Annotated in this window: 13 protein-coding genes; 9 read left to right on the top strand and 4 right to left on the bottom strand. The window is 71.3% G+C overall.

What is annotated here, in order from left to right; genetic code table 11:
• Window positions 1–61: 61 nt before the first annotated feature.
• The 3 genes from J3S20_RS07285 to J3S20_RS07275 are packed head-to-tail and all read right to left on the bottom strand — an operon-like array spanning window position 62 to window position 3,218.
• On the bottom strand, window positions 62–1,192 hold the full coding sequence (locus tag J3S20_RS07285; protein WP_216835790.1) for a bifunctional 2-methylcitrate synthase/citrate synthase: 1,131 nt from the start codon (window positions 1,190–1,192) through the stop codon (window positions 62–64).
• On the bottom strand, window positions 1,189–1,677 hold the full coding sequence (locus J3S20_RS07280) for a GNAT family N-acetyltransferase (RefSeq protein ID WP_216835789.1): 489 nt from the start codon (window positions 1,675–1,677) through the stop codon (window positions 1,189–1,191). Before J3S20_RS07280 ends, J3S20_RS07285 begins: the two co-directional genes overlap by 4 nt.
• A complete protein-coding gene (locus J3S20_RS07275) occupies window positions 1,677–3,218 on the bottom strand; it encodes an MmgE/PrpD family protein (protein ID WP_216835788.1) in 1,542 nt (513 codons plus the stop codon). Before J3S20_RS07275 ends, J3S20_RS07280 begins: the two co-directional genes overlap by 1 nt.
• Window positions 3,219–3,348: 130 nt before the next feature.
• Between J3S20_RS07275 and J3S20_RS07270 the strand changes: the two genes are divergently transcribed.
• The 9 genes from J3S20_RS07270 (at window position 3,349) to J3S20_RS07230 (ending at window position 12,646) form a co-directional block, all read left to right on the top strand.
• On the top strand, window positions 3,349–4,299 hold the full coding sequence (locus J3S20_RS07270; RefSeq protein WP_216835787.1) for a LysR family transcriptional regulator: 951 nt from the start codon (window positions 3,349–3,351) through the stop codon (window positions 4,297–4,299).
• 21 nt (window positions 4,300–4,320) lie between these two features.
• Window positions 4,321–4,671, top strand: a complete 351-nt coding sequence (locus tag J3S20_RS07265) for a hypothetical protein (RefSeq protein ID WP_216835786.1) — start codon at window positions 4,321–4,323, stop codon at window positions 4,669–4,671.
• 142 nt (window positions 4,672–4,813) lie between these two features.
• Window positions 4,814–4,972, top strand: a complete 159-nt coding sequence (hemP, locus tag J3S20_RS07260) for a hemin uptake protein HemP (RefSeq protein WP_216835785.1) — start codon at window positions 4,814–4,816, stop codon at window positions 4,970–4,972.
• Window positions 4,973–5,057: 85 nt separating this feature from the next.
• Entirely contained in the window at window positions 5,058–7,094 is a 2,037-nt protein-coding gene (locus J3S20_RS07255) for a TonB-dependent hemoglobin/transferrin/lactoferrin family receptor (RefSeq protein WP_216835784.1), read from the top strand.
• Window positions 7,095–7,113: 19 nt separating this feature from the next.
• Window positions 7,114–8,142 carry a hemin-degrading factor gene (locus J3S20_RS07250; protein WP_216835783.1) on the top strand — a complete coding sequence of 343 codons (1,029 nt, stop codon included), beginning with the start codon at window positions 7,114–7,116 and terminating at the stop codon, window positions 8,140–8,142.
• Window positions 8,142–9,002: a heme/hemin ABC transporter substrate-binding protein gene (locus J3S20_RS07245; RefSeq protein ID WP_216835782.1), complete on the top strand. Its 861-nt coding sequence runs from the start codon at window positions 8,142–8,144 to the stop codon at window positions 9,000–9,002. The genes J3S20_RS07250 and J3S20_RS07245 overlap by 1 nt, the downstream gene beginning before the upstream one ends.
• Window positions 9,002–10,069 carry a FecCD family ABC transporter permease gene (locus tag J3S20_RS07240; protein ID WP_216835781.1) on the top strand — a complete coding sequence of 356 codons (1,068 nt, stop codon included), beginning with the start codon at window positions 9,002–9,004 and terminating at the stop codon, window positions 10,067–10,069. Before J3S20_RS07245 ends, J3S20_RS07240 begins: the two co-directional genes overlap by 1 nt.
• On the top strand, window positions 10,066–10,857 hold the full coding sequence (locus tag J3S20_RS07235; protein WP_216835780.1) for a heme ABC transporter ATP-binding protein: 792 nt from the start codon (window positions 10,066–10,068) through the stop codon (window positions 10,855–10,857). The genes J3S20_RS07240 and J3S20_RS07235 overlap by 4 nt, the downstream gene beginning before the upstream one ends.
• Before the next feature lie 52 nt (window positions 10,858–10,909).
• Complete coding sequence (locus tag J3S20_RS07230; RefSeq protein WP_216835779.1) at window positions 10,910–12,646, top strand: ShlB/FhaC/HecB family hemolysin secretion/activation protein; 1,737 nt, start codon at window positions 10,910–10,912, stop codon at window positions 12,644–12,646.
• On the opposite strand, the gene J3S20_RS07225 is transcribed toward J3S20_RS07230, so the two are convergent.
• Complete coding sequence (locus J3S20_RS07225; protein WP_281419486.1) at window positions 12,593–13,765, bottom strand: acyltransferase family protein; 1,173 nt, start codon at window positions 13,763–13,765, stop codon at window positions 12,593–12,595. The genes J3S20_RS07230 and J3S20_RS07225 overlap by 54 nt on opposite strands.
• Window positions 13,766–13,888 lie beyond the last annotated feature (123 nt).

Here is a 13,888-nt window from a genome sequence, read left to right as displayed (position 1 = left end):
CCGGCCACGGCCGGCGCAAATCGCTGCGTCGCGCCGACCGAAGCCGGCGCGACGGATTGCATTAACCCCTTGCTGCGAGAGGCGGAACCGCACGCTGCTCCACGCCGGTGTAGTGCGACAGCGGGCGGATCAGCCGGTTGTCGGCGGCCTGTTCGAAGACATGCGCCGCCCAGCCGGTGATGCGGGAGCAGACGAAGATCGGCGTGAACATCGGGATGTCGAATCCCATCAGGTAGTAGGCGGGGCCTGCCGGGAAATCGAGGTTGGGATGGATGTTCTTGCGCTCCAGCATCTGCTTCGCCAGCACGCGGCTGGTCTCCATCCAGCGCCGGTCGCCCACCACCTCTGCCATCTTCTCGGCGTATTTGGTCATGGTGGGCACCCGGCTGTCGCCGCTCTTGTAGACGCGGTGGCCGAAGCCCATCACCAAGGCGCGGTGGTCGAACTTGCCTTCCAGCCAGTCCACCGCCGCTTCCGGGCTGCCGACTTCCTTCAACATATGCATCACGGCTTCGTTGGCGCCGCCATGCAGCGGCCCCTTCAGGGCGGCGATGCCGGCGGTGATGGCGCCGTGGATGTCCGCCCCGGTCGAGGTCACCGTCCGCGCCGTGAAGGTGGAGGCGTTGAAGGTGTGCTCGGCGTAAAGGATCATCGAGACGTCGAAGGACTTGATAACCTCCGGCTGCGGCACCTTGCCGAAGACCAGGTGGAAAAAGTTCTCGCAATAGGGCAGCGCGGGATCGGGCTCGATCGGCTCCAGCCCCTTCGACAGGCGATTGGCCGCGGCCACGGCGGTGGGCGCCTTGGCGAAAAGCCGCATCGCCTTGCGCCGCTGGGCAGCGTCGGAGACATCGCCCGCCTCCGGATCCTCCATGCCCATGAAGGACACGGCGGTGCGGATGGCGTCCATCGGGTGGGCGTCCTTCGGGAAGTCCCGCAGCACGCGCAGCAGCGCCGGCGACAGCGCGCGATTGGCGCGCTCCTCCGCCTGGAAGGCCTGAAGCTGCGCCGCGGTGGGAAGTTCCCCGTTCCACAGCAGATAGGCCACCTGCTCGAAGTCGGTCTCCTCGCAGAGGTCCTGCACGGCATAGCCGCGATAGGTCAGGCTGTTGGTCTCCGGCATCACCTTGGAGATGGCGGAGACATCGGCGTAGACGCCGACGAGGCCCTTGTAGAGGGTGGGTTCGGTCATTGGGATTCTCCGTGTTTCGGCGTGGGAGAGATCGCGTAGAGCAGATCCGGCTCCCCTTCTTCCGTCTCGGCGCCATCGGACCGGCCGATGATGCGGAAGCCTTGCGTCTCGTAGAAGCGGCGCGCGGCGGCGTTGCGCGCGATGCAGAACAGCGACAGGCGCCCGGCATGGGCGCTTAACGCCTCCGCCAGCAGCAGCCTGCCCAGGCCGCGGCGCCGCCAGTCGGGATGGATGTAGAGGTGGAAGACCATCGGCCCGTGCTGAGGATCCACCCCGTGGCCGACATAGCCCACCGGCAGGCCCTCGGCCTCGGCCAGGCGGACGGCGTGCCGGGCCATCAGATGCCCTGCCAGCCAGCCCGCCACCTGTGTCGTGTCGAAGCGTTCCACCAGGCCGGGCAGCGCTGCCTGGCGCGCCGACAGGTAGATGCACGCCAAAGCCGCCGCATCCCCCGCCACCGCGTCCCGCAGCGCCACCGCGGCCATCAGAAGATGCCCGGCTTCGCCTCGGCCAGCGTCCCCGCCGGCAGCACCACGTTCAGCCCCGCCAGCTGCTCCGCCGTCAGCCGCGGCAGGTCCTGCACCAGTTCGAGGAAGCGGTTCTGCTCCCGCGTGGTGATGATGCCCTCGGTCAGGGTGCGGAACTTGTGGATGTACTGCTCCCGGCCGAAGGGGCGGGCGCCGTTCGGATGGGCGTTCGCCACGCCCAGCTCATCCACCAGCCTGGAGCCATCCTTCATCAGGATCTCCACCCGGCCGCCGAAGGACAGCTCGTTCGGATCGCGGGAGTGGTACTTGCGCGTCCACTCCGGATCCTCGGTGGTCTCGATCTTGTGCCAGAGGCGGACCGTATCCGCCCGTCCGGCGCGCTTCGGCGCGTAGCTGTCCACATGGTGCCAGCGCCCGTCCTGCAGGGCGACGGCGAAGATGTACATGATGGAGTGGTCCAGCGTCTCCCGGCTCGCCTTCGGGTCCATCTTCTGCGGGTCGTTGGCGCCGGTGCCGATCACGTAGTGGGTGTGATGCGAGGTATGGATGATGATCTTCTCGATCGCCTCCATGTCCGCGATCTGCTCCCGCATCCGGAAGGCCAGGTCGATCAGCGCCTGGGACTGGTACTCGGCCGAGTGTTCCTTGGTGTAGCTGTCCAGGATGGCGCGCTTGCCCTCGCCGGGCTCGGGCAGCGGCACCTCGTAGTAGATAGGGTCATAGACCGTCTTGCGGCCCTTGCTGTCGGCCTGGGTGCGGCCCGAGAGCACCCAGGCGATGACCGAATCCTCGCCTTCATAGATCGGGCTCGGCGCGCCCTCACCGCGCATGCAGCGGTCCACCGCCTCCACCGCCAGCTTGCCGGCATGGGCGGGGGCATAGGCCTTCCAGCTGCTGATCTCGCCCTTGCGCGACTGGCGGAAGGAGATGCTGGTATGCAGCGCCTGCTGGATGGACTGGAACACCACCTCCTGCTTCAGGCCGAGCAGCGTGCCGATGCCGGCCGCCGCCGCGGGGCAGAGATGGGCGATGTGGTCGACCTTGTGCTCGTGCAGGCAGATCGCCTTCACCAGGTTGATGTGCAGCTCATAGGCCGTGGCCAGGCCGCGCAGCAGGTCCCGCCCCGATCGGCCCATGGCCTGCGCCACCGCCAGAACGGGCGGGATGTTGTCGCCGGGGTGCGAATAGTCGGCGGCCAGGAAGGTGTCGTGCATGTCGAGCTCGCGCACCGCCGTGCCATTCGCCCAGGCCGCCCATTCGGGGGAGACGGTGGTGCCGGACTTCACGCCGAACACGGTCGCGCCGCCGGCCTTCTTGGCATGGCCCAGTGCCATGCCGCGGGCGGAGACGACGGGGCGGCGGTTGATCGCGGCGATCGCCACGCTGGCATTGTCGATCATGCGGTTGATGATCATCGCGGCGGTGTCCTTCGGCACCGCCACCTTGTCCGTCGCCACGCCAGCCATCTTCCAGGCCAGCTGGTCCTCGCGCGCCAGCAGCGCCTTGGAGGGATGCACCTTCACGGGATGCAGTTTCATGTGTGGCTTCCTCGATCTGCCGTGGACGGAAATGGGCCCGCGGTTCTTGTGGACCGCATGCGCGTCATCGTCCATTCCGATTGCCGTGACAACGCGATAGGCTTTCCGGATCGCGTGAGGCTGAAGGCACATGGATTTCCGTCTCGTCCGACGCCTCGGCCATTTCCTCGCCGTCGCCGAGGAAGGGCATTTCGGCCGCGCCGCCGCGCGGCTCGGCATTTCCCAGCCGCCGCTGACGGCGCAGATCCAGGCGCTGGAGCGGGAGCTCGGCGTGCTGCTTCTGCACCGCACCGGCAAGGGCGTGCGCCCGACCCGCGCCGGGGAGGCGCTTCTGCCGCTGGCGCGCCGCCTGGCCGAAGGCGCGGGCCAGGTCGAACAGCTCGCCCGCGAATTGCGCGAGGGCCGCCATGCGCCGGTGGCGCTGGCCTGCGTCACCTCCGCACTGTTTGACTATCTGCCGCCGCTGGTGCGCGGCCTGCAGGCGGCGCGCCCGTCCTCCGCCATCGCGGTGCGGGAGATGGACACGGCCGATGCGGTGGAGGCGCTGCGCCGGGGCGAGGTGGACCTCGCGCTGCTGCGCCTGGATCGCGATCGCCACCCGCTGCGGCTGCGCAGCCTCGGCCGGGACGTGCTGGCGGCGGCGCTGCCGGAGGCGCATCGCCTGGCCGCGGGCAGCGGTCCGCTGGACCTCTCCGAACTGGCAGACGAGCCGATGCTGGTGCTGCCGCGCGCCATCAGCCCTGCCTATTCGGATGCCATGGTCGCCGCCTGCCGCGATGCCGGCTTCGCGCCGCGCGCGGAGCGGGAGGTCGGCTCCGCCATGGCGCAGCTCGGCTTCGTCGCGGCGGGACTCGGCGTGGCGCTGGTCTCGGCCGGCATGGCGCGGCTGCGGCCGCCCGGAGTCGCCTTCCGGGCGCTGGCCGGGCCGATCCATGCCGTGGGCGTGGCGCTCGCCTGGCATGCGGAGCGGGAGAGCGAGGCGGTGCGCCTGGCCCTGTCCCTCGCCGAGAGCCTGTTCCCCGGCCCGGCGGAGGCACAACAACAGGCTGTGGCGTCGCTTCCCCCGGCAGACAAAGCCTGACGGATGCGCTAACCCCGGCGCATGGATCTCTCCCCCGACCAGGTCAGGGCAGCCCGCGCGGCGGGTTGCGCCTTCATCCCCGCCACCGACGATCAGGTGGCCCGTCTCACCATGCAGCGGCGCATCTTCCGCATCGAGGGCGTGCCGCATCTGGCCCAACGCGCCGATAGCGGCTTCTACGAGACGCATGGCACGCTGAAGCCGCTGCTCGGCGCCACCGAAGGGGAGGTCTCGGCCCCACCGGCGGAGACGCTGCAGGAAGCGGAAGCCGCCGATGCCTCCGCCACCCTGGCCCTGGCCACCGAAAGCCGCGCCGGGCGCGGCGCGCAGGTCATCCGGCGCGGCCGGCCGCGCGGCCCGCGCGGGGGCTGACCGGCGGGGCGCAAGGCCCCGCCAACTTCCGCGGCTGAGTCCCGGCGCCGAGGCGCGCCGGATGCCGGCGCGGCGTCACATCTATTGCGAATGACTCGCACTTGCGGTAGCAAGCTTGTGACACCTCCCAGTGAGTCCCCACATGACCCAGCCCGCCCTCGTGACCCGGGACACACCGGCCCCCGCGATGGTGCCAAGCACCGAATTGCTGCGCGGCGCGCGTGAATTGCTGATCGAGCATCATGGCGAGATCTACCGACTGCGCCTGACCAGCAACGACAAGCTCATCCTGACGAAATAGCCGCGACCTGCCGCCCAGCCAGCCCACGCGCACCAGCCCCCGTGACTGCCAGCCAGGCCCCCCGACCTCGAACCGGAGCGCCCCCATGGCTCACCGCCGCCTGGCCCATGCCTCGCTGACTGCCGCCATCCTTGCCCTCGCCGCCACCCCGGCTTCCGCCCAGCAGGCGGCGCCGGCCAGCACCCAGCCGGCCGTGCCGGCCGGCACCGCGGTCACGCCGCTCGATGCGGTGACCACCACGGCCACCCGCACGCCCGCCGTCTCCGGCGATGTCGCCGCGCCGGTGACGGTGGTGGGGCGGGAGGAGATCGAGCGTCGCGACGCGCGCAGCGTGGTGGACCTGATCCGCGACATCCCCGGCATCGAGTCTTCCGGTGCCCCCCGGACGACGGCGCTGCAGCCGATCATCCGCGGCCTGGGCGATGAGCGCATCGTGCTGCGCACCGATGGGGCGCGGAACAATTTCAATGCCGGCCATCGCGGCCGCACCTTCGTCGACCCGGACCTGCTGCGCCAGGTCGAGGTGCTGCGCGGCCCGGCCTCCACCCTCTATGGCTCCGGCGCGCTGGGCGGCGCGATCTCGCTGCGCACCATCGAGGTGGAGGATATCCTGCAGCCGGGGGCTGCCTTCGGCGGCACGCTCGGCGCCGGCTGGCAGAGCCAGGGCAGCGGGCCGCGCGGCAGCCTGGCGCTCGGCGCGCGGGCCGGCGATTTCTCGCTGCTCGGCGCCGTGGCGGGCTTCACCAACAACAATTTCACGGACGGCGCGGACAACACCATTCCCTATACGGGGGACAATGCGACCTCCCTGCTCGGCAAGCTGAGCTGGAACCCCGGCCATCACCGCTTCCAGCTCTCCGCGCTGCGCTTCCGCGACGACCACCAGATCCCGATCTCGGCCAATACCGCGACCACCACCGGCATCACCGACCGCGACACGGTGTCGGAAAACCTTTCCTTCCGCTGGTCCTATGACGACCCCGCCTTGCCGCTGTTCAACCCGCAGGTGGTGCTCTACCGCACCCATGTGGACCTGACGGAGCAGCGCCTGACCGGCACGCGGGTGCGCGACCGGACGGAGCTGACGACGGTCGGCATTGATGCCCAGAACACCTCCCGCTTCGGCCTCGGCCCGACGCGGCACGCCCTGACCTTCGGCACCGAGCTCTACCGGGACGAGCAGGAAGGCACCGCGAACGGCGTGCCGCGCCAGCAATTCCCTTCCGCCCAGCAATCCATCACCGCCTTCTTCGTGCAGGATGAGATCGGCCTCGGCGCCTTCACCCTGACCCCGGGCGTGCGCCTCGACCGCTTCGAGCAGGAAAGCCCGGACGGGCGGAACGACCGCAATTCCGAACGCGCCTCGCCCCGCATCTCCCTCGCCTGGCAGGTGACGCCCTGGCTGCAGCCCTATGTCAGCTATGCCGAGGGTTTCCGGGCGCCGTCCCTGACCGAGCTCTATGTCGGCGGGCAGCACTTCCCGGGCAACAGCTTCGTGCCCAACCCCAATCTGCGGCCCGAGGTCTCGCGCAACAAGGAAGTGGGCGCGAATCTCCGCTTCTCCGACGTGCTGCAGGGCGGCGACCGCCTGCGCATCCGCGTCGCGGCCTTCCGCAACGACATCGACGACTTCATCGAGCAGACCGTGCTGCGCACCACCACCGTCAGCGCCAATGTGGCGGAGGCGCGGATCGAGGGCGTGGAGGCGGAGGCGCAGTATGATGCGGGCCTCTGGTATGCCGGCATCGGCGCCGCGGCGCTGAAGGGCGACAACCGCGTCACCGACCAGCCGCTGGCCTCCATCCCCGCGCATCGGGTGACGCTCTCGGCCGGCTATCGCTTCCTGGAGCATGGCGTGGTGGTGGGCGGACGCATCACCGCCACCGCCGAACAGGACCGGGCGCCGAATGTGGCGGGCGTGGCGCAGCAGACCAGCGGCTACGGGCTGCTCGACCTGCATGCGGCCTGGACGCCGAACTTCGCCCCGAATGTCCGGCTCTCCCTCGCGATCGATAACGTCTTCGACCAGGCCTACCGCCGGGCCAATTGGAACAGCGACCCCTCCCCGCCCTTCTACGATGTGGGCCGCAACATCCGCGGCGCGCTGCGCGTCAGCTTCTGATCCAGGGAGTGAACCCAAGATGCCCAGCCTGAACGAACGCCATGCGGAGCTGCTGAAGTCGGGCCCGGTGCGGGCCCGCGACGCGGCGCAGCGCCTCGGCACCACGGAAGCCGCGCTGGTCGCTTGCGGCGCCACCGGCACGGTCACGGCGCTGAAGCCGGAATGGGCGGCGCTGGTCGGGGCCATGCCGCGCCTCGGCCGGATCATGGCGCTGACCCGCAACGAGCATGCGGTGCATGAGCGGCACGGCGCCTTCCAGGATGTCTCCTCCGGCCCCGGCCATATCCTGGTGCTGGGGCCCGATATCGACCTGCGGCTGTTTCCCAGCCGCTGGGCGCATGCCTATGCGCTGGCCGGCGAACGCCCCTCGATCCAGATCTTCGAGAAGGACGGCGTGGCGGTCCACAAGGTCTTCGCCACCGAGGAAACCGACCGCGCCGCCTGGGACGCGCTGGTGGCTGAATTCGCCACCCCGCTGGCCGCCCTGCCGCCGATGACGCCGCCGGAGCCCACGGCACCCGCCGTCGAGACGCCGGTGGACCAGGCCAGGCTGCGCGAGGACTGGCTGGCGCTGCAGGACACGCACGACTTCATCACCCTGCTGCGCCGCCACAAGGCCAGCCGCCGCCAGGCGTTCCGGCTGGCCGGCGAGGACCTGGCGCTGCGCCTGCCGCCCTCCGCCGCCGCCGCCACGCTGCAGCGCGCGGCGAGCGCCGAGGTGCCGATCATGGTCTTCGTCGGCAATCGCAGCGCCATCCAGATCCACACCGGCCCGGTGACCCGCCTGCGTCCCACGCCGGGCTGGTTCAATGTGCTGGACCCGATCTTCAACCTGCATCTGCGCGAGGCGGGGGTCGCCGAGGCCTGGCGCGTCGTGAAGCCGACCGCGGATGGCGAGGTGACCTCGATCGAGTTGCTGGACGCGGCGGGCGAGACCATCGCCCTGCTCTTCGGCGCCCGCAAGCCGGGCCAGCCGGAACGCGAGGACTGGCGCGCGGTGGTGGCCGAGGTGTCCGGCTCGCCCTGGCCTTCGGACCGCGCCGCGTGATGCGGCGCCGCGCCCTGCTCGGCCTGGCGGCTACGCTGCCGCTGGCGGCCCGGGCGGCCGAGCGCCGCCTTGTGACGGTAGGCGGCGCGGTGACGGAAACGGTTTTCGCCCTCGGCGCCGGGTCGCAGGTGGCGGCGGTGGACAGCACCAGCCTGTTCCCCGCGCCGGTCCGGGCGTTGCCGCAGGTGGGCTACCTGCGGTCCCTGGCGCCGGAGGGGCTGATCTCGCTGAATCCGGACCTGCTCCTGCTGTCGGATGAGGCCGGGCCGCCGCAGGCCATCGCCGTGCTGCGCGCCGCCGGTGCGCCGGTGGCGTTGATACCGGACGGCGCGGGGGCGGCGGCGGTGCCGCGCAAGATCCTGGCCATCGCCCAGGCGCTGGGGCTGGAGGGCCGGCCGCTGGCGGAAGCGGTGGCGGATGACTGGGCGCGGCTGGATGCGCCGGTGGCGGCGCTGCGCCCGGTGCGGGCGATCTTCGTGCTCTCCGCCGCGCGCGGCGCGCCGCTGGTCTCCGGCCGCGGCACCCATGCCGATGCGCTGCTCGGCGCCGTGGGGGCGGAGAATGTGTTGCGCGACTTCACCGGCTACCGCCCCCTTTCGGCCGAGGCCGCGGCACTGCTGGCGCCAGAGGCGATCGTGATGATGCAGCATGCCTTGGCCGAGGCGGGTGGCGTGGATGCCGTGCTGCGCACCACCGCGCTGGCGGTGACACCGGCCGCCGCGGCGCGGCGCGTGATGGCCGTGGACGGCGCCTATGCGCTGGGCTTCGGCCCGCGCGCCGCCCATGCTCGGCGCGACCTGGCGGCGCTGCTACATCCCCGGGCGAACCTGCCTTCCCTGCCCGCCCGGCCCTGGGTGTGATGCATATTTCTCGAATCGCCCCGCCGGCCGCGCGTGACCTGACGGCCGTCGTCCTGGCCGGCGGCGCGGTTCTGCTGCTGGCGGCCATGGCGGCGGGCGTGCTGCTGGGACCGGCGCGGATTTCGCCCGGCGGGCTCGGCGCGGTGCTGGCGGATTGGCTGGGCCTGGCGCCGCTGCCGCCGGAATTCCGGCGGGATGCCGCGGTACTCGGCGTCATACGCCTGCCGCGCGTGCTGATGGCGGCGCTGGTCGGCGCCGGGCTCGGCGCGGCGGGGGCGGCGATGCAGGGACTGTTCCGCAATTCGCTGGCCGATCCGGGGCTGATCGGCGTCTCGGCCGGCGCGGCGCTGGCGGCGGTGGCCGCCATCGTCTTCGGCGCCACCGTCTTCGGCGTCGCCGCGGGTGCGCTCGGGCTGTGGATGCTGCCGCTGGCCGCCTTCCTCGGCGGGCTGGGGGCGACGCTGCTGATGGCCCGCCTCGGCAGCATCGGCGGCGTCACCGGCGTGGCCACGCTACTGCTGGCGGGCGTCGCGGTGAATGCCCTGGCCGGCGCGCTGACCGGGCTGCTGATCTTCACAGCCGATGACCGCCAGGTGCGCGACATCACCTTCTGGACGCTGGGCAGCCTGGCCGGGTCGCGCTGGGAGCAGGTTCCGGTGGTGGCCGTGCTGATCGGCCTGCCGACGCTGGGCCTGATCGCCCTCGCCCGGCCGCTGGATGCGCTGCTGCTTGGCGAGGCGGAGGCGTTTCACCTGGGCCACCGCGTCGAAGCCCTGAAACACCTGGCGGTGACTCTGGCCGCCATCGCCGTCGCCGCGGGCGTCGCCTTCACCGGGCTGATCGGCTTCGTCGGCCTGGTGGTGCCGCATCTGCTGCGGCTTGGCTTCGGGTCCGGCCATCGGCTGGTGCTGCCGGGCTCCGCGCTGCTGGGCGGCGCCTTGCTGGTGCTGGCGGACCTGGCGGCGCGCAGCCTGGCGGCGCCGGCCGAATTGCCGGTGGGCGTGGTCACCGCCTTGCTCGGCGCACCGTTCTTCCTGTGGCTGCTGCGCCGGAAGGCTGCGGCATGATCGCCGGCCAGGGCCTCGGGCTGCGCGCCGGCGGACGCGCGCTGCTCACCGATGTGTCGCTGGAGCTGCGGCCGGGCGAGGTGCTGGTGCTGGCCGGGCCGAATGGCGCGGGCAAGTCCAGCCTGCTGAAGATCCTGGCCGGCGAGACGAAGCCCGGCGCCGGCACCGCAAGCCTGGAGGGCCGCAGCCTTTCCGCCTGGCATCCGCGCGCTTTGGCGCGACGCCGCGCCGTGCTGGGCCAGCATGTCGGCGTCGCCTTCCCGATGCAGGCGCGGGCCGTGGTGGCGCTCGGCCGCCTGCCCTGGCATGGCGAGCCGGCCCAGACCGCACGGGACCAGGACGCCATCGCCGCCGCCCTGGCCGAGGCCGATGTCGCGCATCTGGCCGGTCGCGACCACGCCACGCTTTCGGGCGGCGAGCGCCAGCGTGTGCATCTGGCGCGCGCCTTGGCGCAGCTGGATGGCGCCGCCATGCCGGCGGCACTGCTGCTGGACGAGCCCACCGCCAGCCTGGATGCCGGCCACCGCGCCAGTCTGCTGCGCCTGCTGAAGCGCCTGGCACGCCGCGGCCTCGCGGTGCTGGTGGTTCTGCACGACCTGCAGGAGGCCGCCTTCGTCGCGGATCGCGTGGCCCTGCTGGAAAAAGGCCGGCTGATCGCCTGCGGCCCGCCGGAGCAGGCGCTGCACCCGGCGCTGCTGCAACGCGTCTATGGCCTGCCCTTCCGCCACCTGCCCGGGCTGGGGCCGATTCCGATGCTCGGCGCCGAAGGTGCGTTGACGCCAGGCTAGACGTTACGCCACGGTCCATCGCGCGGCGGTTGAACAAGGCGCGGGGTTTCGGGTGGCAGTGGGGGCGTATCGGGCTTTTTCCGCGACCCGCCTGGCCGCTTTCGCCTTGGCCTGCGCGCCGGCCCTGGCGCTGGCCCAGGCCGTGCCGCCGCAGCCGGGCCTCATCGAGCGCGTGGCCCCCGCCCCCGCCCCCAGCCTCGGCCCGCCCTTGCTGCCGCCGGAACCCCTGGCCACCACCGGACCGGGCGCCAGCCGTCGCCTGGCGCTGGGCGCCGTGCGGATCCGGGGCAACACCGCCCTGCCCGACTCCGCGCTGCGCCCGGGCCATCTCGCCCAGCGCATCGTCACCCTGGCGGAGATCGAGGCGGCGCGGCTGGCCGTGCTGGGCGCCTATCGCGCCGCCGGCTTCGCCTATGTCGCGGTCGGCGCCAGCCTGGTGGCCGGGGCGGAGGGCCAGCTGGACCTGCTGCTGACGGTCACCGAAGGCTTCGTGGCCGAGGTGGCGCTGGAGGGCGCAATCGGCCCCGCGGCCCGGCAGGTGCGGCGCTTCCTGGACCCGCTGGTCGGCCAGCGCCCCCTGCCCCATGCCGCGCTGGAACGCGCCCTGCTGCTGGCCGGCGACATTGCGGGCATCACCGCCCGCGGGCTGTTGCGCCCGATCGAGGGCGACCCCGGCGCGCTGCAGCTGCTGGTGCAACTCGAACGCGAACCCATTTCCGGCTTCGCCAGCCTGGACAACCGCGGCAATACCGCGACCGGCGCCTGGCAGGGCCTTCTGGTCGGCCAGCTGAACGCCTTCACCCGCTTCGGCGAGCGCAGCGAGCTGGCGGTGTTCCAGTCCGACCAGCATGGCCAGACCTTCGGCCAGTTCAGCCAGGAGGTCTTCCTCGGCGGCTCCGGCCTGCGGCTGCGCGGCTTTGCCGGCGCCGGCCGTGCCGCGCCGGGCGGGGCGCTGGCGGCGCTCGGCTATGCCGGGAAGACGCGGGTGGCAGGACTCAGCCTGGCCCAGCCGCTGATCCGGTCCCGCCCGCGCAACCTGACCCTGACGGCGCAGCTCGATGCCTTCGAAAGCCTGGTGCGGCTCCGCAGGGGCGATGGTGCCCCGCGCGAGCGGTTCAGCCGGGACGCGGTGCGCGCACTGCGCCTGGGGCTGGAGGGCGAGGCGCGCGATGCGCTGCTCGGCTTCGCGCCCGCCGCCGCGGTCAGCACCGCCAGCCTGCGCCTGCATCGCGGGCTCGAAGTGTTCGGCGCCAGCGACGGCAGCCACGGCACCAGCGCCCGGTTCGGCAGCGACTTCGGCTTTGCCCGCCTGGTCGCCGAGGCATCCCGGCTGCAACCGCTGTTCCAGCCGGCGGAAGGCTGGATGCTTTCGCTGTATGGCGCCGGCGCCGTGCAATGGGCGGATGACGCGCTGCCGCCCGCCGAGAAATTCTACCTCGGCGGCAACCGCCTGGGCCGCGGCTTCCATTCCGGGCAGCTGGCCGGCGACCGGGCGATCGCCGGCAGCCTGGAGATCCGGGCCGACACCCATCTGTCGCTGCCCTGGTCGGGGGATCCGCGCGGCGTGCAGTTCTACCTGTTCCACGACGAGGCCCGCGCGACGGACAATGGCAGCGATGTCGGCGCGCGGCGCCTGGCGTCCTGGGGCGGCGGGGTGCGGCTGCAGCTGTCGGAGCAGGCGCAGATCGAATTCGAGGGCCTGCGCCGCATCACCCGCCAGCCGGACGGCGCGGGCCTACGCGCGCTGGATGAGGGTGCGGTCTTCACCCGGCTGCTGATCCGCTTCTGATGCAGGCCGGGCGACCGCCTTGGCGATGCGGCGGCTGAGCTGGATGCAGGGCAGTTCCACGGTCCTGAACATCAGCGCGGCCAGGGCGAAGGACAGGGTGGCGGCGAGCAGCAGCGTCACCGGTAGCGGCACCTCCGCCGGCATGTGGCTCACCAGGATCAGGATGACGGGGAGATGCACCAGGTAGAGGCTGAATGACACCTTGCCGAGCCAGGGCAGTGGACCCCGCATCAGCAGCGCCTGCATGGCAGGCGAACTGATCACCAGCGCGATGAGCAAGGCCGCGCCGGCACCGTTCACCAGATCATCCACCACGGCCGGCGCCGGCACCAGCCACCGGAACTTCAGAAGGATGTAGCATCCGACCCAAAGCCCGATCCGCTGGCCATCGGACAGGCGGGCCACCCAGGCCCGGACCTCCGCCCGGTGCCGCGCCAGCAGGCTGCCGAGCGCGAAGTAGGGCAGGTAGTACAACGTCATGGCATAGCCGGTCCTGCCCGTCAGCCGCAGCTCCGCATAGGCCACGGCGGTGCCCAGCAGCATCACCGCGAGCGTCAGCCGGGTGCCCGCCGCGGTCAGCAGGACGAGAAGCGGGAAGACGATGGAGGCGTGCCATTCGTAGTGCAGCGTCCAGAGCACCGGGTTGAGCGAGTAGAAATCGCCGATCAGGAAGGCCTGCTTCAGAACCATCCAGAGATCGGGCGCCTCGAACCAGCAGTAGTCGAGGACGGTCATCGGCGTGTCGTTCTTCGTGCCGGCCGGCAGCACCGACATCAGGGCGACGATGACCAGGACCGTGAAGACGCAGGGCGGCAGCAGCCGGACGAATCGCTGCAGCAGGAACGACACGTAGCGCGGCGGCCGCTGCGTCATGAAGGGGAGGGTCAGGACGAAGCCGCTGAGCGCAAAGAAGAACAGCACGGCCTCGCGCCCCGACCACAGCAGGCTGGGCGGCAGCGTGGTCAGCAGGAAGACCGTTAGGCCGCCGCCTTCGAAAGCATTGCGACCGGCCCCGTCGAGAACCTGAAATATCTGGGGATAAACTGTAATGCTGTGATATATGATGATGATAACTGCAGCTATTCCACGCATCGAATCCAGGGCTGCGATGCGTTCCATCTGATACGGGTGGACTGCTGCACGAGGCTGATCAGTGACAGGAATGCCGGATACAGCTACACCCATGATCTCTGGCCCCGAATATTTTCTGGAACGAACTGTAACACGACCAAGACGCAGCAA

It is taken from the genome of Falsiroseomonas tokyonensis (assembly GCF_019024325.1).
GTDB lineage: Bacteria > Pseudomonadota > Alphaproteobacteria > Acetobacterales > Acetobacteraceae > Falsiroseomonas > Falsiroseomonas tokyonensis.
Note: the sequence above shows the minus strand (reverse complement) of the source record. Positions and strands in the feature narration are given on the sequence as shown.